The sequence below is a fragment of the Pantoea dispersa genome (assembly GCF_019890955.1).
In the GTDB taxonomy this organism is placed as follows: Bacteria; Pseudomonadota; Gammaproteobacteria; order Enterobacterales; family Enterobacteriaceae; genus Pantoea; species Pantoea dispersa.
The window spans coordinates 1,409,940-1,428,731 of the sequence record NZ_CP082346.1; the positions used below are offsets into that span (position 1 = coordinate 1,409,940).

The 18,792-nt window shown below is 57.4% G+C and carries 16 protein-coding genes and 1 tRNA gene; 4 read left to right on the top strand and 13 right to left on the bottom strand.

Features of this window, described 5'->3' with window-relative positions; all coding sequences use genetic code 11:
- Window positions 1–160: 160 nt before the first annotated feature.
- From K7H94_RS06480 to K7H94_RS06490, 3 genes are all read right to left on the bottom strand, one after another.
- A tRNA-Pro gene (locus K7H94_RS06480) sits at window positions 161–237 on the bottom strand.
- Between the two features lie 72 nt (window positions 238–309).
- Window positions 310–2,058: an LPS biosynthesis-modulating metalloenzyme YejM gene (gene yejM, locus K7H94_RS06485; RefSeq protein ID WP_021509248.1), complete on the bottom strand. Its 1,749-nt coding sequence runs from the start codon at window positions 2,056–2,058 to the stop codon at window positions 310–312.
- Window positions 2,059–2,081: 23 nt separating this feature from the next.
- On the bottom strand, window positions 2,082–2,309 hold the full coding sequence (locus K7H94_RS06490; protein ID WP_021509249.1) for a YejL family protein: 228 nt from the start codon (window positions 2,307–2,309) through the stop codon (window positions 2,082–2,084).
- A gap of 158 nt (window positions 2,310–2,467) precedes the next feature.
- Here K7H94_RS06490 and yejK point away from each other — a divergent pair, with 158 nt between their 5' ends.
- Window positions 2,468–3,472, top strand: a complete 1,005-nt coding sequence (gene yejK, locus K7H94_RS06495) for a nucleoid-associated protein YejK (RefSeq protein ID WP_021509250.1) — start codon at window positions 2,468–2,470, stop codon at window positions 3,470–3,472.
- A 64-nt stretch (window positions 3,473–3,536) separates the two neighbouring features.
- Here the strand turns inward: yejK and rplY are convergent, their stop codons facing one another.
- Both rplY and radD read right to left on the bottom strand, forming a co-directional pair.
- Window positions 3,537–3,821 (bottom strand): 50S ribosomal protein L25, encoded by a 285-nt coding sequence (rplY, locus tag K7H94_RS06500; RefSeq protein ID WP_010618083.1) that lies wholly within the window; start codon window positions 3,819–3,821, stop codon window positions 3,537–3,539.
- Between the two features lie 131 nt (window positions 3,822–3,952).
- Window positions 3,953–5,707: a DNA repair helicase RadD gene (gene radD, locus K7H94_RS06505; protein WP_222951824.1), complete on the bottom strand. Its 1,755-nt coding sequence runs from the start codon at window positions 5,705–5,707 to the stop codon at window positions 3,953–3,955.
- 225 nt (window positions 5,708–5,932) lie between these two features.
- Here radD and rsuA point away from each other — a divergent pair, with 225 nt between their 5' ends.
- The 3 genes from rsuA to K7H94_RS06520 all read left to right on the top strand — a co-directional run bounded on the left by rsuA (window position 5,933) and on the right by K7H94_RS06520 (window position 8,519).
- Window positions 5,933–6,655, top strand: coding sequence for a 16S rRNA pseudouridine(516) synthase RsuA (rsuA, locus tag K7H94_RS06510; protein WP_021509252.1), 723 nt, complete (start codon window positions 5,933–5,935; stop codon window positions 6,653–6,655).
- A gap of 12 nt (window positions 6,656–6,667) precedes the next feature.
- On the top strand, window positions 6,668–7,861 hold the full coding sequence (locus tag K7H94_RS06515; protein WP_222951825.1) for a Bcr/CflA family multidrug efflux MFS transporter: 1,194 nt from the start codon (window positions 6,668–6,670) through the stop codon (window positions 7,859–7,861).
- Between the two features lie 331 nt (window positions 7,862–8,192).
- Entirely contained in the window at window positions 8,193–8,519 is a 327-nt protein-coding gene (locus K7H94_RS06520; protein ID WP_021509254.1) for a YejG family protein, read from the top strand.
- On the opposite strand, the gene yejF is transcribed toward K7H94_RS06520, so the two are convergent.
- The 8 genes from yejF to K7H94_RS06560 form a co-directional block, all read right to left on the bottom strand.
- The gene (yejF, locus tag K7H94_RS06525) at window positions 8,513–10,102 is read right to left on the bottom strand and encodes a microcin C ABC transporter ATP-binding protein YejF (RefSeq protein ID WP_222951826.1); all 1,590 of its coding nucleotides are present in this window, start codon (window positions 10,100–10,102) and stop codon (window positions 8,513–8,515) included. The genes K7H94_RS06520 and yejF overlap by 7 nt on opposite strands.
- On the bottom strand, window positions 10,103–11,125 hold the full coding sequence (locus K7H94_RS06530; RefSeq protein ID WP_021509256.1) for an ABC transporter permease: 1,023 nt from the start codon (window positions 11,123–11,125) through the stop codon (window positions 10,103–10,105).
- Window positions 11,125–12,216, bottom strand: a complete 1,092-nt coding sequence (locus K7H94_RS06535; protein ID WP_222951827.1) for a microcin C ABC transporter permease YejB — start codon at window positions 12,214–12,216, stop codon at window positions 11,125–11,127. The genes K7H94_RS06530 and K7H94_RS06535 overlap by 1 nt, the downstream gene beginning before the upstream one ends.
- Before the next feature lie 10 nt (window positions 12,217–12,226).
- Complete coding sequence (locus tag K7H94_RS06540) at window positions 12,227–14,035, bottom strand: extracellular solute-binding protein (RefSeq protein ID WP_222951828.1); 1,809 nt, start codon at window positions 14,033–14,035, stop codon at window positions 12,227–12,229.
- 65 nt (window positions 14,036–14,100) lie between these two features.
- Window positions 14,101–15,666: a cyclic di-GMP phosphodiesterase gene (locus K7H94_RS06545; protein ID WP_222951829.1), complete on the bottom strand. Its 1,566-nt coding sequence runs from the start codon at window positions 15,664–15,666 to the stop codon at window positions 14,101–14,103.
- Between the two features lie 228 nt (window positions 15,667–15,894).
- Window positions 15,895–16,470: a bifunctional murein DD-endopeptidase/murein LD-carboxypeptidase gene (gene mepS, locus K7H94_RS06550; protein WP_031280047.1), complete on the bottom strand. Its 576-nt coding sequence runs from the start codon at window positions 16,468–16,470 to the stop codon at window positions 15,895–15,897.
- Window positions 16,471–16,984: 514 nt separating this feature from the next.
- A complete protein-coding gene (locus K7H94_RS06555; protein ID WP_058769930.1) occupies window positions 16,985–17,692 on the bottom strand; it encodes a phosphatase PAP2 family protein in 708 nt (235 codons plus the stop codon).
- A 45-nt stretch (window positions 17,693–17,737) separates the two neighbouring features.
- The gene (locus K7H94_RS06560) at window positions 17,738–18,709 is read right to left on the bottom strand and encodes a CobW family GTP-binding protein (RefSeq protein WP_222951830.1); all 972 of its coding nucleotides are present in this window, start codon (window positions 18,707–18,709) and stop codon (window positions 17,738–17,740) included.
- Between the last annotated feature and the right edge of the window lie 83 nt (window positions 18,710–18,792).

The window sequence follows — 18,792 nt, forward strand, 5'->3', positions numbered from 1 at the left end:
TTTCCTCCTTGCATTGGTGATTAACCGTTTAAGCCTGGAAAGGATTGGTCATTATGCAATGAAGGAAAGCGTTAGGATTTATTACCGCGCTGTGCTTAACGCCGCGATTTTACAGCAGAAAATAAAAAAGCAGCCATAAAGGCTGCTTTCTTTGGGATTTTGGTCGGCACGAGAGGATTTGAACCTCCGACCCCTGACACCCCATGACAGTGCGCTACCAGGCTGCGCTACGTGCCGAACGTGGAGGGTTATACTACTGGTTCCGTTGGCGATTGCAATATGCCGGCAGCTTAACTGCCTCATAATTAATCAGTTTGCCGTGAACCGTTTCTCTTCCGTCAGCACCTGCAACAGTAGCGCCAGCTGAGGTTTATGATCTTTCAGCTCTTTGCCCTGGGCATCGTACGCGCTGTAGTTACCGTTGTTGCTGAGCACCAGCGTCACCGTTGGCGTAGTCACCACCAGTTTGCCATCTTCACTGCTGGCGACCCAGTTATGGCTGCGCTGCGCTGCAAACAGATCTTCACCCTGTGAATAGTTAACCGGATTGGTGCGCACGTGCAGCAGGCGCTGCATCAGCGTGGTCATCACATCCTGCTGATCGGTCAGGCGATCGATGCTCTGCGCTGGAGTATTCGGCCAGTGCACCACCAGTGGTACCTGCAGCGTCGCGCGGTTGCCCGGGTTATCGCTGTTGTCGAAGGTGATGGCGCGCTGCGCCGTGATCACCACCACGGTATTCTTCAGCGCATCATTCTGCTGCAGCGTATGCAGCACCGTCGCGATTTGTTCATCCACGCCTGTCGCCTGGCGCATATAGCTGCGCTGGCGCGCTTTGGTGCTGTCGCCGGTTACCGTCACGCCGTTGAGCGCAATCCATGAGAACCAGGGCGCACCGCCTTTCTGACCATTGAGCCAGTTCTGCCACTGCGTCACCGTGGTGCTGTTGGGCTGGGTGTCGGCCTGCGGCAGGCTGTAATCCGCCAGCAGCGCCTGACGGTACAGCGGCTGGCTAAAGCCATCGGAAGAGAACAGACCGAACTGATAACCCTGGCTGTTCAGCGCGCCGAGCAGGGCAGAGGGCATGCGCGCCGCCAGCACGCCGTCCATGTAGCTGGAGGAGATACCGTAGAACAGACCGAACAGGCCTTTTTCCGGTTGCAGTCCGGCGCTGTAATGCTGGGTAAAGCGCACGTTTTCACTGGCGAACTGATTAAGCGACGGCAGCGCTTTATCCACCGTGGCATTGTTCAGACCGTCCACCGTCAGAATCAGCAGGTTGTGGCGCGTTCCGCCATCGCGGAACGTAATATCGCTGAGCGGATACTGCACCGACAGCGCTTCCGGATCGCCCTGTTGCACCAGACGGCGCTGATACTCCTGCGCATCCAGCAGGCCGTGTCGCTCCAGAAAGCGCCGTGCGGTCATCGGATAGGAGAGCGGCAGGTTGGCACGCTGCATGGTAATCGGCCGGTAGAAGTTGGCGTCGGCCCAGATATACAGCAGATGACTGGCAAAGAAGGCGCTGATAAACAGCGCGGCCAGCGGCTTGCCAAACGAACGCCGGTTAAGGCTGCGCAGCTTCTGCCAGCTCCAGGTGGCAAATAGCATCTCAACGAGGAAAATCAGCGGTACGCTGATAAACATCAGCTGCCAGTCGCGCGCCATCTCGCTTTGATCGGGGTTGACCACCAGTTCCCACACCACCGGATTGAGGTGCAGATGGAAACGGTTGAACACCGCGCTGTCGACCATAATAAGCGTCAGCCCGGCCGTGGCGACCACGGCGGAGAGCACGCGCAGCAACCGCTGCGACATGGCGACAAACGTCAGCGGGAAGATAATCAGCAGATAAGCGGCAAACACGATAAAGCTGAAATGGCCAATCCAGCTGGTAAACGCATAAATACGGCCGGCGAGGGAAGAGGGCCAGTCGGCGACCAACAGGTAGCGGCTGCCTAAAATAAGCGCAAACAGAATATTAAACAGGGCAAACCAGTGCCCCCAGCTGATCATCTGGGAGACTTTTTCACGGTAGCGCTGCCGGTTGGTTACCATATTTATGAGGTCAAATCTGCAATTTAGTGGGCGTTGTCATCGCGCACGGAAGACTGCAGCGCTTCCGCAAACGAGCGGGCGAGGCTGCGGCGCTGGGCCGGTGCGATGTCGGTGTTGATCAAATTGGTCACCATGTTCCCCAACACCATCAGGGAAAGATCGGTTGGCGCTTTGTCTTTTTCAAGAACCTGCGCCAGCTGCGCGAGAAGCTGTTCGACGCGCGCGTCGCTGTAACGGGATGATTGTGGCATATCGTCGACTAATCAAGTGTGAAAACGCGGTATATTACCGTAACAACGCACTTTTTTCCGCAATTTTATCGCAAGCAGAACGATCAGTTTGTGCGCGCAGTTGAAAGCGGCTGCGGGCGGTGTTTGAATACGCGCCTGAGCCAAAAGGAGAGTCTACCATGAGTCTGGATATCGACCAGATTGCCCTGCATCAGTTAGTCAAACGTGATGAAAACCAGCTGGAACTGGTGCTGCGCGATACTCTGTTACCTGCCACGCAGGCGGTAGAAGAGATGGCGGAAGAGTTACACCGCGTCTATAGCGCCAAAAGCAAGGCTTACGGCCTGTTTAATGAAGACAGCGAGCTGGCGGAAGCGCTGCGCAACTGCCGCAAAGGGCAGGATGACTTCCTGGCGTTCAGCCGTGCGGCTACCGGACGCCTGCGCGACGAGCTGAGCAAATACCCGTTCGCCGAAGGCGGCGTGGTGCTGTTTCTGCACTATCGCTATCTGGCGGTGGAGTATCTGCTGGTGGCGGTGCTGAACAGCCAGTCGAGCATGCGCGTTAACGAGCAGCTCGACATCAGCAGCACGCACTATCTGGATATCAACCATGCCGATATCGTGGCGCGTATCGATCTCACCGAGTGGGAAACCAACCCGGAATCCACGCGCTACCTGACCTTCCTGCGCGGACGCGTGGGGCGCAAAGTGGCCGATTTCTTCATGGATTTCCTCGGCGCCAGCGTCGGTCTGGATACCAAAGCACAGAACCGCGGGCTGCTGCAGGCGGTAGATGATTACTGTGCCGAGTCCAGCCTCGATAAAAATGAGCGCCAGAACTATCGCCAGCAGGTCTACAGCTACTGCAATGAACAGCTGCAGGCGGGCGAGGAGATTGCGCTGGAAGATCTCTCCAGCGAGCTGCCGCCGCTGGGCGAAAAAACCTTTCAGGCGTTTACCCAGGAGCAGGGTTATGAGCTGGAAGAGCATTTCCCGGCCGACCGCAGCACCCTGCGTCAGCTGACGAAATTTGCCGGTAGCGGCGGGGGATTAACGCTTAACTTTGATGCCATGCTGCTGGGCGAGCGCATTTTCTGGGATCCGGCCACCGATACGCTGACCATCAAAGGCACGCCGCCGAATCTGCGCGATCAGCTGCAGCGTCGTACCGGCGGCCAGTGATCGCCGGATTTGCGCCATAAAAAAACGCCGCAGATGCGGCGTTTTTTCGTCAACCCGTTAGCGATTAAGCGCGAACGAAGTCGATGTGGTGCAGTTTTGGCTTGAACGGGTGACGCTGAACAGCCTGAACTTTAACTTTGGTTTCTTTACCGTCAACAACCAGAGTCAGCACGTCGCTGTAGAACTCAGGCTTAGCCTGCATGTTCATCACAGCGTCGTGGTCCAGTTCGATAGAAACCGCAGCGTCTTTACCGCCATAGATGATGGCCGGGAATTTGTTCGCTGCGCGCAGGCGGCGGCTCGCACCCTTACCCTGCTCTTTACGTACTTCTGCATTAATAGTGAACATCTTAAGATCTCTTCTATAGTTCCTGCTACAGGCGACCCAGCAACAGGACGGTTATTCAATACGCTTTTACGGATGCAAAAGCGGGCGGCATTATAGCCGGATTGCCACAGCGGGGCAAATGATTCCGCCGCTTAGCGCAGCTCGTTGGCGCGGCGATAGCGCCCCTGATAATCGAACATTTTTTCCCGCACCTGCCAGAAGTGGCCTTTGGCGCGCGCCACCACAAAATCGGGATGGCGCAGCAGCGGCTGCAGCGCCACCACATCGGCGGCGCTCTGCCAGCCGAGCTCCACGCCGGGCGCACGCTGATGTGGCCGCATAAACAGCTGCTCAAAGGCGGTGCGCTGCGCCGGAGTGCGCAGGCGAAAGCGCTCGCTGACGCTGGTGCCATCCTCATCAAAATAGGTGGCTTGCAGCCACTCGCCTTTATCATCGCGTCCGTGCGCCAGCGTCATACCACTGCAGCGCAGTACGCGCGCGTCTTTCAGCTTCAGCGCCGCTTTCAGCATATCATCGGGGTCGACCAGCACCTTGTCGCACTGCTGGCAGCGGCGCGCGGCGATATCATTTTCTGCACCGCAGTCCGGGCAGCTTTTAAAGCGGAAACGGTAGTCGCACTGCGCGCGATTGCCCTCGTCATCGTCGAGCACGCCCTGACAGCGGCGGCCAAAGTGCTCAATGACGTGGCCATCTTCGGTCGCCTTGCCCCAGAAGGTGTTGGCAAAGCCGCAGGCCGGACAAAACACCTGCACCGGCTGGTTATCGCTGGCGCCTTTCGGCGCGCCGACTTCGGGCGTAAAGAGATCGTGCGGGTTTCCGGCGTAATCAAGGATCAGGCAGTCGGTTTTGCCTGGTGCCAGCCGCAACCCGCGACCGACAATTTGCTGATACAGGCTGACCGATTCGGTCGGGCGCAGAATGGCGATCAAATCGACGTGCGGCGCGTCGAAGCCGGTGGTCAGCACCGCCACGTTAACCAGAAACTTAAGCTGCTGCGCTTTGAACTGCTGAATCAGCCGGTCACGCTCTTTCACCGGGGTTTCCGCCGACACCAGCGCACTGTTTTCCGGCAGCAGGCTGAGAATTTCCCGCGCGTGTTCAACGGTTGCGGCAAACACCATCACGCCGCGGCGCGTCTCAGCGAACTCGATGATCTGTCGCATGATCTGCGGCGTGACGCGCTGCTGCTGTTTCAGTTCGCGGTTAAGATCGGCCTCACTGAACAGGCCATTATTCTGCGGGATCAGCCGACTGAAATCGTACTGCACCACCGGCATATCCAGCCGCTCGGGTGGCACCAGAAACCCATGTTTGATCATATAGCGCAGCGGCAATTCGTAGATGCAGTCACGGAACAGCGCATTATCATCGCCGCGCACCATGCCGTGATAGTGGTACTGGTAAATCCAGCCTTTGCCCAGGCGGAATGGCGTGGCGGTCAGCCCCAGCAGACGCAGCTGCGGATTGTGCTGGCGCAGATGGGCGAACAGCTGCTGATACTGGCTCTCCTCGTTGTCGCTGATGCGATGGCACTCATCGACGATCACCAGCGAAAAGGCGCTGTCAAAACTGGCCAGATTGCGCGCCACCGATTGCACGCTGCCGAATACCACTTTACCGTCGCTCTGCTTGCGCTGCAGGCCCGCGGCGAAGATGTCCGCCTCCAGGCCATACGCCTGATATTTACTGTGGTTCTGCTCCACCAGTTCTTTGACGTGAGCCAGCACCAGCACGCGGCCACGCGCCAGCCGCGCCAGTTCGGCGATCACCAGGCTTTTGCCGGCGCCGGTTGGCAGCACAATCACCGCTGGCGTGGCGTGGCGGCGAAAATGGGCAACGGTGGCATCGACGGCTTCTTGCTGATAGGGGCGCAGGGTAAACGACATAGGAACCGGCTTTTTCTGGAACGGACGCGCATTATGCCATGAAAGTGGCTGAAACGCAGGATCGGCACTATTAGCAGGCGAAGGTTCAGGCTATACTGCCCACACTTTTTCAACGGTTAACCCTGCTTTCAATTATGCCGTGGCCGCCGCGCTGCGCTGTAAATGATTTACCGGGCAAACGCCGTTTCAGTTCCCCTCCGCAGTAACAGGCAAAAAAGCGAATTCATGCGACTCGACAAATTCATATCTCAGCAACTGGAAGTTAGCCGTGCCATCGCCGGCCGTGAAATACGTGGCAGAAAGATCACCATCAATGGCGAAGTGGTGCGCGACACCGCGTATAAAGTCCTGCCGGACGATGCCGTAGAGTACGACGGCAATCCGCTGACGGTGCAGCAGGGCCCGCGCTATTTCATGCTGAATAAACCGCAGGGCTATGTCTGCTCCACCGACGATCCGGATCATCCCACCATTCTCTATTTCATTGAGGAGCCGGCGGCGTTCAAACTGCACGCGGCAGGGCGGCTGGATATTGATACCACCGGGCTGGTGCTGCTGACCGATGATGGTCAGTGGTCGCATCGCATTACCTCTCCGCGCCATCACCTGGAGAAAACCTACCTGGTGGAACTGGAGCAGCCGCTTGACGCGGGGCTGATCGAAAAATTTGCTGCCGGCATTCAGCTGCACAACGAGAAAGATCTGACCAAACCGGCGCAGCTGGAAATCCTCGATGAGAAAGCCGCGCGCCTCACCCTCAGTGAAGGGCGCTATCACCAGGTGAAACGTATGTTTGCGGCGATGGGCAACCACGTCACGGCGCTGCATCGTGAAAGCATCGGTGAGATTGTGCTGGATGAGGAGCTCGGTGAAGGCGAATACCGTGAACTGACCGAGGCGGAAATCAATAGCATCGGCCTGCCGGACGAACTGAAACAGCGCAAATAGCGGGAGACAGCGGTGCGTAAGGAAAAAAATTCACCGGTGGGATTAGTGGTGATTCTGGGATTGCTGGCCATGCTGATGCCGCTCTCCATTGATATGTATCTGCCGGCGATGCCGCAAATCGCCCGTGAATTCGCGGTGTCGGCCGGCAGCGTACAGATGACGCTGAATCTCTACATCCTCGGCTTCGCCATTGGTCAGCTGGTATATGGCCCGCTGGCGGACAGCTACGGACGTAAACCGGTGATTGTGCTTGGCACGCTGATTTTCGCCTGCGCGGCGGCAGCCTGTGCGCTGTCGCAATCCATTGACCAGCTGATTCTGATGCGTTTCCTGCACGGGCTCTCCGCCGCCGCGGCCAGCGTGGTGATCAACGCCCTGATGCGCGACAGTTATTCGAAAGAAGATTTCTCGCGCATGATGTCGTTTGTCATGCTGATCACCACCATTGCGCCGCTGCTGGCCCCGATCATCGGCGGCTGGCTGCTGCTGCTGTGGAACTGGCACGCCATCTTCTGGACGCTGGCGCTGGCGGCGCTGATTACCACCGTGCTGGTGGTAACGCAGATCCGCGAAACGCTTAAGCCCGAGCAGCGGCAGCGTTTTCACCTGCGCACCACGCTGAGCAATTTTGTCGCGCTGGTGCGGCACAAACGCGCCTTCAGCTATATGCTGGCAAGCGGCTTCTCGTTTGCCGGGCTGTTTACCTTTCTTAATGCCGGGCCGTTTGTTTACATTGAAGTGAACCATGTGTCGCCGCAGAATTTCGGCTACTACTTTGGCCTCAACGTGGTGTTTCTGTTTGTCATGACGCTGATTAACAGCCGCGCGGTGCGCCGTTTCGGACCGCTGGCGATGTTCCGCCTCGGTCTGCTGATTCAGTTTGCCATGGGCATCTGGCTGCTGATTGTCAGCGCGCTCAACCTCGGTTTCCTGCCGCTGGTGTTTGGCGTGGCAATGTTCATTGGCTGCGTATCGACCGTCTCCTCCAATGCGATGGCGGTGATCCTTGACGAATTTCCCCATATGGCCGGCACCGCATCCTCGCTGGCCGGTACGCTGCGCTTTGGCGTCGGTGCGCTGGTTGGCGCGCTGCTGTCACTGGTCAGCGTCAAGAGCGCCTGGCCGATGGTCGCCACCATCGCGCTGTGCGCTACCGTCTCAATCGTGCTGTTCAGCTACGCCGCCCGTCCGCGCCACACCGCGTGATGGCGGCGGGTCGATCCTTAGCCCGCTGTTATTTCACCTCCTGATTTGCCCCTCTCCGCACTCTCGCTCTGCTTAATGTTTCCATATTGTGAAAATTAATTGATAAAAAAGTAACGACATTGCGTCTAAAATGATTGTTAAGCGCCGCGTAACGCGGTAAACATAGGCATAAATGCGAGAAAGCTCGCAAATAATAAAGTTGCATCACGCTTTGTGCTTAAAACGAGAAGGCTATCCTTGACGTCCGTATGCTGAGCTTGCCAGGTGGGGATTCACCGCGATGAAGCCGTCCGTTGTGAATAACGTTACTGTCTCTGGGAACCGAAACACTATGCTGCAACTCTCGGTTGTGCATCGTTTACCACAACTATACCGCTGGTCGCTGGAACATGCCGGCGCCATTGAACGCCAGGAAGCAGCGAACGGCGCGCATGACGGGGATCTGGTCGCGCTGCGCCTGCTGAGCCATGATGGCCATCCGGCGCTGGAGATCCTGCAGCAGCTACAGGAAACGCTGGCGCAGATTCAGGTCGAGTGCAAAATTGCCGAATGTGAAGGGCAGCCGTGTTTGCTGATTCAGCGCGGCGACGAGAGCGCCACTAACTGCTGTCTGAAAAATCAGGGCGTGGCGATCGCCGAAACCTTTGACGGTCACTGAGGCCCGATCTCGCCCTGCGCGGAGGCCAGCAGCTGACGCGTATACTCTGCTGCGGGCGCGTTGAACAGCGCTTCGCATTCACCCTGTTCCACCACTTCACCCTGGCGCAACACCACCAGCTGATGACACAGCGCGCGCACCACCTGCAAATCGTGACTGATAAACAGATACGCCAGCTGATGCTGCTGCTGTAAACGGCGCAGCAGGGTGAGGATCTGCTTTTGCACCGAGCGGTCCAGCGACGAGGTGGGTTCATCCAGCACGATCAGCTGCGGCTGCAGGATCAGCGCGCGGGCGATGGCGATACGCTGGCGCTGACCGCCAGAGAATTCCGCCGGGTAGCGACTGCGGCTCGCTGCCTCCAGGCCAACCTCTTCCATCACCGCAATGACTCTGGCTTCCTGTTCGGTAGCGCTGAGCTGCGGCTGGTGCACCGCCAGCCCTTCGGCAATCACCTGCTGTACCGTCATGCGCGGATTGAGTGAAGAGTTGGGATCCTGAAACACCACCTGAATGCGCTGGCGCAGCGGCAGTAGCTGCTTCGCGCTCAGCTGATGCAGCGGCTGGCCGTCAAACCAGATCTCGCCGCGCGCAGCAATCAGGCGCAGCAGCGCCAGGCCGGTGGTGCTTTTGCCTGACCCGGATTCGCCGACTAACCCGAGGCTTTCGCCGCGCCGCAGGGTAAAACTGAGATTGTGTAGCGCGGTTTTTTCCGCCACGGTGCGCTTCAGCAGTCCACGGCGAATCGGGAAACCCACCTGCAAATTATTCACCTGCAACAGCGGCGGCGCGTCGTTCAGCGGCACCGGTGCGCCGTCCGGCTCGGCGGCCAGCAGCTCGCGGGTATAAGGCTGCTGCGGCTGGTGAAACAGTGCGTCACAGCGGTTGTGTTCCACCTCGCGCCCGTTGCGCATCACCGTCACGCTGTGGGCCAGCTGACGCACAATGTTCAGGTTATGGGTAATGAACAGCATGCCCATGTTCAGTTCGCGCTGCAGTTCGCGCAGCAGCTGTAAAATCTGTGCCTGTACCGTGACATCCAGCGCCGTGGTGGGCTCATCGGCAATCAGCAGTTTGGGCTGGGTCAGCAAGGCCATGGCGATCATCACGCGCTGGCGCTCGCCGCCGGACAGCTGGTGCGGAAAATCCTGCAGGCGCGTCGCGGCCTGGCGAATGCCTACGCGATCGAGGCAGCTGAGAATTTCAGCGCGCGCCGCTTCACGCCGCATGCCACGGTGCAGCGACAGCACTTCATACAGCTGCTTTTCCACGCTGTGCAGCGGATTGAGTGACACCATCGGCTCCTGAAAAATCATCGCCATCTGGTTGCCGCGCAGCCCGCGCATCTCACGTTCGCTGGCCTGTAACACATCGCGCCCGTCAAACAGGATCTCGCCCTGCGGATAACTCACCGGCGGCTGCGGCAGCAGACGCATAATCGACAGCGCCGTCACGCTCTTGCCCGATCCCGATTCGCCCACCAGCGCCAGCGTTTCGCCGGCGTCAATGCGCAGCGAGATATCTTCCACCACGCGGCGCGGCCCGAACGCCACCGCCAGATGATTCACCGTTAACAAACTCATTTAGCGCCCCCGGCTCGGATCAAAGGCATCGCGTACCGCTTCGCCGATAAAAATCAGCAGCGACAGCAGCAGGGCGAGGGCGAAGAAGCCGGAAAGGCCAAGCCACGGTGCCTGTAAATTGTTTTTTCCCTGCAGCAGCAGTTCGCCCAGCGACGGCGAGCCCACCGGCAGGCCGAAGCCGAGAAAATCCAGTGAGGTTAAGGTAGTAATCGAACCGCACAGGATAAACGGCAGAAAGGTGAGCGTGGCGACCATGGCGTTGGGCAACATGTGGCGCAGCATGATGCGGCTATCGCTCACGCCCAGCGCGCGCGCGGCGCGGATATAATCAAAGTTACGCGTGCGCAGGAACTCAGCGCGCACGACGCTCACCAGGCTCATCCAGCCGAAGATCACTGTCAGCAGTAACAGCCACCAGAAATTGGGCTGAATCACGCTGGAGAGCAGAATCAGCATGAACAGCGTCGGCATGCCGGACCACACTTCAATCAATCGCTGGCCGATCAGGTCAACGCGGCCGCCAAAGTAGCCCTGCAGGGCACCCACCACAATGCCAATCACGCTGGAGAACAGCGTTAACAGCAAACCGAACAGCAGCGAGATGCGCGTGCCGTACAGCAGACGCGCCAGTACATCGCCACCGTTAGCATCGGTACCCAGCCAGTTTTGCGCGGACGGCGGTGACGGGAAGGGCACGTCGGTGGCGAAATGAATGGTGCTGTCGCTGAAGCGGATGGGAGCCCATAGCGCCCAGCCCTGCTGGTCAATACGTTGTTTCAGCCACGGATCCTGATAATCCGCCGCCGTGGCAAACTGGCCGCCAAAATCACTCTCGCTGTAGTTAAACAGCAGCGGTGCGTACCAGCGCTGCTGATAGTGCACCAGCAGCGGTTTGTCATTGGCTAATAATTCCGCGCCCAGCGACAGCACAAAAATGAGCAGAAACAGCCACAGCGACCAGTAGCCGCGCCGGTTATGACGAAAGCGCTGCCAGCGCTGCTGGTTAACGGGAGATAAACGCATCAGCGGCCCTCAAAATCAATGCGTGGATCGACCAGCGTATAGGTCAGATCGCTGAGAATATTCATCAGCAGGCCAATCAGCGTAAAGATATACAGCGTGCCGAACATCACCGGATAGTCGCGCTGAATGGTGGCATCATAGCCGAGCAGCCCCATGCCGTTGAGTGAGAACATCACTTCAATCAGCACCGAGCTGGTGAAAAACATACTGATAAAGGTGGCGGGAAACCCGGCGATCACCAGCAGCATGGCGTTGCGGAACACGTGGCCGTAGAGGATGCGCTTCTCATCCAGGCCCTTGGCGCGCGCCGTGACGACGTACTGTTTGCGCACCTCATCAAGGAACGAATTTTTCGTCAGCATGGTCAGGGTAGCAAAGCCGCCAATCACCGTAGCCAGCACCGGCAGGGTGATATGCCATACATAATCGCTGATTTTGCTGTACCACGGCAGCGTGTCAAACTGCGGCGAAGTGAGGCCGCGTAGCGGGAACCAGTCGAGATAGCTGCCGCCGGCAAACAGCACAATCAGCATGATGGCAAACAAAAACGCCGGAATTGAGTAGCCGATGATAATAAAGATGCTGCTCCAGATATCTAACGCGCTGCCGTTGCGCACCGCTTTTTTGATGCCCAGCGGGATTGAAACCAGATAGATGATCAGCGTGCTCCACAACCCGAGGCTGATCGACACCGGCAGGCTCTCTTTAATCAGCTGCAGCACCGAGGCGTTACGAAACAGGCTGTCGCCAAAGTCAAAACGCAGGTAATTCCACAGCATTTCGCCATAGCGCTGCAGCAGTGGCTTATCGAAGCCGTAGCGATGGGTTATTTCTGCCACCACCTCCGGATCCAGCCCGCGCGCGCCGCGGTACTGGCTGTCGCCGGGATTGTCGCGCACCAGCGCACCGCGCGCACCGCTGTCACTGCCGCCGCTGCCAGGCAGACCGGTACTATGACCAAACTGGATGTTGGCCAGCGCCTGATCGACCGGACCACCCGGCGCAATCTGTACGATAAAGAAATTCAGGGTGATGATGGCCCACAGCGTGGGAATAATCAGCAACAGCCTGCGCAGGAAATAAGCACCCAAACCGCTCTCCTCAGCGTCGATCGGCCGGTAAACGACCGGCTTTGTTCACATCGTACCACCAGTTTTCCAGCCCGGTGGCAAACGCCGGTTTAATCTGCGGATGGGAAAACTTGTCCCACCAGGCCAGCCGCTGCTCGGCGTTGTACCACATCGGAATCATGTAGGCGTTCCACAGCAGCAGGCGATCCAGCGCCTGACCGAGCGGCAGCAGCGCTTTCTCATCGCCCTGATGCGCCACGATCTGCTGCACGAAATGGTCGACCAGCGGATCTTTTACCCGCGCGGTGTTCCACGAGGAGCTGATGTAATCCGACTGCCAGACATACTGCAGGCTGGTGGAGGGCCACGGCATCGCCTGATAAAGCGACGGAATCATGTCGTAATCGCCTTCGCGCAGCCGGCGCAGATATTGCGAACTGTCCACCTGACGCAGCGTCATCGTAATGCCAAGCCGTGCCAGGCTGTGCTGGAACGGCAGCGCCCAGTCGTTCTGAGAACCGCTGCGCAGCAACAGTTCAAACTGAAACGGCTGGCCGGTTTTCACGTTCACCAGCTGCTGATTTTTGATCTGCCAGCCGGCCTGCTTCAGCAGCGCCATCGCCCGCAGCAAATTGTTGCGGTCAAAGCCGCTGCCGTCAGAGTGCGGCGGCGCGTAGGCGTTGTTAAAGACCTCGGCAGGCAGCTGCGCCTTGTAGGGCGCGAGCAGGACCAGCTGATCGGCGTCAGGATAGCCTTTGGCGGCGTAAGCGGTGTTCTGGAAGTAGCTGTCGGTCCGCTTGTAAGCGCCGTAGAACAGCGCTTTGTTCATCCACTCAAAATCAAACGCCAGCGTCAGCGCCTCGCGCACGCGGCGGTCGGCAAACAATGCTTTCTCGTTGTTGAACGCCAGCCAGCGCGTGTCGGTGGCGACGTCATTCGGCGTGGTGGCTTTCACAATGGCGTGGCTGGTGAAGTTGCGCCCGCGATATTGTGTGGCCCATTTCTTCGCCGAACTCTCTTCGCGCAGGTCATAGGCACCGGCCTTAAACGCTTCAAAAGCCACGTTGTCATCAAGATAGTAGTCGTAGCGCAGGGTATCAAAATTAAAGCGACCGCGGTTCACCGCCAGATCGGCCGCCCAGTAGGTCTTCACCCGACTATATTGAATGAACTGGCCGGATTTGTACGAAGTGACGCGGTAAGGCCCGCTGGCGAGCGGCGGGTAGCCAAGCGGCTCATTGAATTTTTTGTTCTGCCAGAATTTTTCCGGCAGCACCGGCAGCGTGATCCAGCTCAGCACCAGGTCTTTATCCGGTTTGGGCATCTCAATGCGCACCGTCAGCCGGTTCAGCGCTTTCACCTGCACGCCACGAAACGCCACGCGAAACTGTGGCACGCCTTCGGTCATGAATTTGCCGAAGGTGAAGGCGACATCCTGCGCGGTGATCGGCGTACCGTCCTGAAACTGCGCGTGCGGATTGATCGACACCTCCATCCAGTGATAATCGCTGGGATAGCGTGCTGATTCAGCGATCAGCGGATAGTAGCTGCCGGGCTCATCGTCTGAGGTGGTAAACAGGCCGTCGTACAGCGTGTCAGTGCCGATACCGGGATTGCCGCGCGACGCATAGCGGTTGAAGTTGTCGTAAGTGCCCACCACGGCGAGGGTGATCTTGCCGCCTTTTGGCGCCGCCGGATTGGCGTAATCATAATGGCTGAAGTTGACCGCGTATTTCGGTTCGCCCAGCTTCGCAAAGGCATAGCTTTCATGGATAGTGACCGCGTGCACCGGCGCAATGGCGCTGCACATCAGTAGTGCTGTGGCAAGACGAAGCAGCATAAGTGGGGCGCTCTCCTGTGGTAATCCGCTCTGTATGGTAGCAGTTTCATGCGCGGTACGTGACGTTAACCCAAACTGGCCTGGCTCTGATAGTAGCTGATCAGCTTTTCCGGGCGCAGCGGGCGGCTAAACAGATACCCCTGCAGATGCGTGACGCCCCGATTAACCAGCCAGGCCGCCTGGTCGCCGGTTTCCACGCCTTCCGCCACAGTTTTCAGGTTGAGTTTCTTTGCCAGCAGCAACACGGTGTCAAGCACCGGCGAAGTTACGGTTTCGGTGCCGATACTCTGCACAAAGCCGCGATCGATTTTCAGGTAGTCGAACGGATATTTTTCCAGGTAGATCAGCGCGCTATGGCCAGTGCCAAAATCATCGATGGCAATCTTGAAATTGTGTTCATGCAGCCAGGCGAAGATTTCGCCGGCGTTCTTCTCCCGCACCATGGTGCGCTCGGTGATTTCAAATACATAGTTAAAATGATCGGCGGGCATACTGGCGATCCATGCCTGCACGTCGCGGCGAAAACTGGCCGATGCCAGATGCTGCGGTGACATATTCAGACTGAGACGGGTGCCGCGCGGCAGTTGCTGACAGAGAAAACGCGCGTCGCGCGCTACCAGGCTGAACAGATGTTGGGTCAGAGGAATAATCAGGTTCTGCGCTTCGGCGTGGCTGATAAATACATCGGGTGGGATCATGCCTTCAACCGGGTGAGTCCAGCGCAGCAGCGCTTCAACGCCATAGGGTTTGCCGTTGTGTGCCGTTACCAGCGGCTGATACTCAACGTGAAACTGACCGCGCCGGATGCCAAGCAGGATTTCACGTCCCGGTCGCTGATGCAGCGACAGCAGCAGCCAGCTGATTGCGGCAACCAGCAGCGCCAGCAGCAGGCCGGTCAGCAACGCCAGCGTGTAATCGCGTGAGGCCAGCGTGCTGCCGTAAAGCACAAAGCGCATGCTGCCGTCATCAAGCGTCAGGTCGGTGAGGGCAGGCGGCAGATCGCGGCTGCGCACCACCTGGCTGGTGCCGCTGAGCAGCGCGCTGTCGCCTGCCACCAGCGCCATGCGCGTGATTTCGGGATGGTAAGAGGCCAGCAGCTGGTAAGGCGTCATACTGAGGTTCATGGTGGCGAGGATGCCGGTTTCGTTCGCTCCCGGACTTTTCAGCCACAGCGCCAGCGCTGGTTTGGCGGGCTGCAGCGGTGTGCCGGGCAGCAGGCGGACGTCACGGTCGCGCTCCAGCTCTGAATCGGGTGAAATGGCGCTGGCGGCCAGCAGAAATGCGCCGGTAGCCGAAGAGCAGTAAGCGTTGCCGTCGCGTACCAGTAATATCGCGCGAATGTTGCCGGCAAAGGCGGCGCGAGAGGTCAGCTCACGGTTGACGCTGTTGCAGCTGATTTGAGTGTATTGCTGCAGCGGATAAAGGCTCTCGACCAGGGTTGACATCACCTGTTGCAGATCGTCACGGCTGTGAGCCAGCAGCTGCTGGTGTTGCTGGACGCGTTTTTGCCAGGTCAGCGTGAGCAGGACGGTGACAAACAGGATAAAAAACGCGACCCCAATAATTACGCTACTCCAGGCGATGCGCCGCGAGTAGCTGGCATGACGATTTAACGTCCCCGACAGTGGCATGGAGTTGGTTCCCCTGATCTTGCCCTTTTTATTATAAAAACGCATACAACTGTGCTGGTTCAAGGCAACGAGAATATAACGAGGCTGCGCGAAAAGTCTCGTTATATTTTTGATTCACAATTACTTTTTCCGTCATGGATTTGGCTTAAGCAACCGCAGACGAAAAAAAAACGCTGCCGGGGCAGCGTTTTCAGATTCTCTGGCTGAGAACATCAGGAAGGAAGGGGATTAACTGGGATTTTTTGCCAGTACCCGACGCGCTTCGCGGTAGCGGTTTTTCCAGTAACTGTCGTTAAGGCTGGAAATCATCACGCCGCTGCTGGTAGACGCGTGTACAAAATTGTCGTTGCCGAGATAGATGCCGACATGGCGACCGGTGGAGCCGGCGCGGAACAGCACTAAATCACCCGGACGCAGTTTACTGCGTGAAATCTCTTTACCGCTGTCCTGCTGTTCCGAGGTGGAACGCGGCAGCTCTAAACCAAACTGTTCGCGAAAGGTGCGCTGAACAAAAGCAGAACAGTCAATGCCGCGTTTGGTGTCGCCGCCTAAGCGATAACGCACACCTTTCCAGTCACTGTACTGCTCCATGATGCGGGACTTGACGTCCACGTTCTGCACCATTTGTTCAAATTCGTCCTGAGACGCCTGAAGTAAAAAACCATTCTGGTTGTTAACTTCATGATTCTCGTTATTCGCGTTCTGACCGTTATGGGTACTGCTACATGCCGATAAGAGGGTTGCTAATGCTACTGCGGGAATAATCCGCCTGAGGTATCTCAGAATTGGTTGAGACTTGACCATTGTACGTGTTTTCCTTCGATGTCCTTACGACAGAATGTCGCCAGCCAGATGACAAAACGGGTTGAGATTAATAAGTGCGACCCTCTAAGACAATTCCTTAATTACTAAAATGTGTTAATGCACACATTTTTGTTGCTTAAGGTACCGAATTTTATGCTGCACGGTAGTAATCGGAGTTGAGGTTAACCGATTACAGACCGCGTGGCGAGTGCTTTTATATAAATTTTTATAGGTTTTTTTGATGTGAAATCAATCTGTAACACAACGGTTACTTTATCAACAACTGGTAGCGATTTAAGCGTCAATTAACGGCAGGAACAGCGGCTAATTCTGGCGCTAAGGGAGATTTTAAGAGGGTTCTGACTGGACAGGCCAGGAATAACGCCATTGTCAGACGATTTGACGCATAGGTTTTTCTTTTATCAGAAAACGCTTAGTCCGCTAATAATTTATTGCAGGATTAAATAAGCGCAGGCGATCTTAAAAACAGGAAATAATCGCCCGCGCTAAACAATTACGCCTGGGGTTTATATTTTCCGGGCAGCGAACGATAGAGCCAGTTCACCAGTTTGTCGCTGGCCGGTGTTAATAACCACCAGCTCAGGCCCACCAGCACCACCGACAGCGAACCGACCGCGATATCGGTAAACCAGTGTGCGCCTGCCATTACGCGCGGCAGGGAAAAGAGCACCACAATCAGCAGGCCCATCAGGAAGGCGCGGAAGCCGAAATAGCGCCACATAAAGCAGGCGAAGATAATCAGCATCATGCCGTGGTCGCCGGGGAAGCTGTCTCTGGACGCATCTTTTGCCGGAATGCCGGTCAGTTCGCTGACGCGATGCACGTTATCAAAGAACAGCGTCGGGCTGGCATGCTTAACCGGCAGCAGATGGCCCAGCTGGTTAAGAATCACCGCCGTCAGCAGCATGGTGATACCAATCGCCAGCATACGACGTCGGCCCTGCGGCGTTTCGCGGCGCCAGAACCACAGATAGAGCAGGCCCATCGCCAGTAGCGACACCGCATCAAAACCGCGGAAATTGGTGATCGCCACCAGCAGCGCAAAGCCGTGATGGTCGACCATCTGGTCGTTAAAGCCAAAAAAGATGCCTTTGTCGAGAGCGAACCAGAACCCGTGCTCCGGCGGCAGATACCACGACATAAATAGCATCACACCCAGCGCATTCAGCAGCAGGATGGTAATCAAACGAGTAGTGCGCATAAAAGTAACTCAAAAAGAAAAAAATAACGGGCAAACCTACCGCAGCTAATTTAAACGAATCTTCAACAGGGCAGTCTGCAAGGCGTTCCAGTCGGCGGCCTGATGGTGGATCAATTCGATACGGCTATCCGGCGGCGTGACCGGGCGCGTTTCGATGAACAGGTCTTCGCCCTGACGGTTAATGCTGACCAGACCGTCAGCGGTACGCAGCACGCCTTTCACGCGATCCACCGGCGCAAGCCGCGCCCACTCTAAAGCCGGAATAGTATCGAACACCGTGTCACCATCGAAAATCCAGCCACAGGAAGCATAGCCCTGACCTTCATTTAACGCACGACGCCAGCGCGCTTCGCCTTCCAGTTTCAGCGCCGCCAGCCCCTGCGGGCGTGACGAATGATGATGATGCGCGGCATCGGGTACCGCACGATCCGCCAATGCCGGCTGACTCAGCAACGCCGGATCAATATTGCCCCAGCTGGCTTCCACCAGTTGACGGTCGCCTAAATGCTGCTGCCAGCTCGCCAGCCGCTGACGATCTTCCGCATCCCATTTGTCGCTCTTATTGGCGATGATGATGTCTGCGGCGATCAGCTGGTCGCGAAAGTTTTCATTCTCCGTGACGCGCGTATCGGCTAACTGACGCGGATCGAGCAGCGTCAGCGTGGCGTCCACGCGGATCCACGGCTGATAGACCGCCGCGCGCAGCATATTCAGTAACTGTTTGGGATGGCCAAGGCCGGTGGGTTCGATAATCAGGCGGTCCGGCTGAGTCTGCTTCAGCAACATATTCAGCCCGACCTGCAGCGGCAGGCCGTTAACACAGCACATGCAGCCGCCGGGGATCTCTTTCAGCGTGGCGCCGCGGTCGGCGAGCAGGGCACCGTCAATGCCGATCTCACCAAACTCGTTGACCAGAATGGCCCACTTTTCATTGGCCGGTTTGTGCGCCAGCAGATGTAACAGGGTGGTGGTTTTACCGCTACCGAGAAAACCGGTAATCAGGTTCACGCGCGTCATGATTTACTCCGTTAAAATAGCCGCGCCGGACAACCGCATCCGGCGCGCAGGCTGTTGTTATACTATAACAATCAACCGCCGCC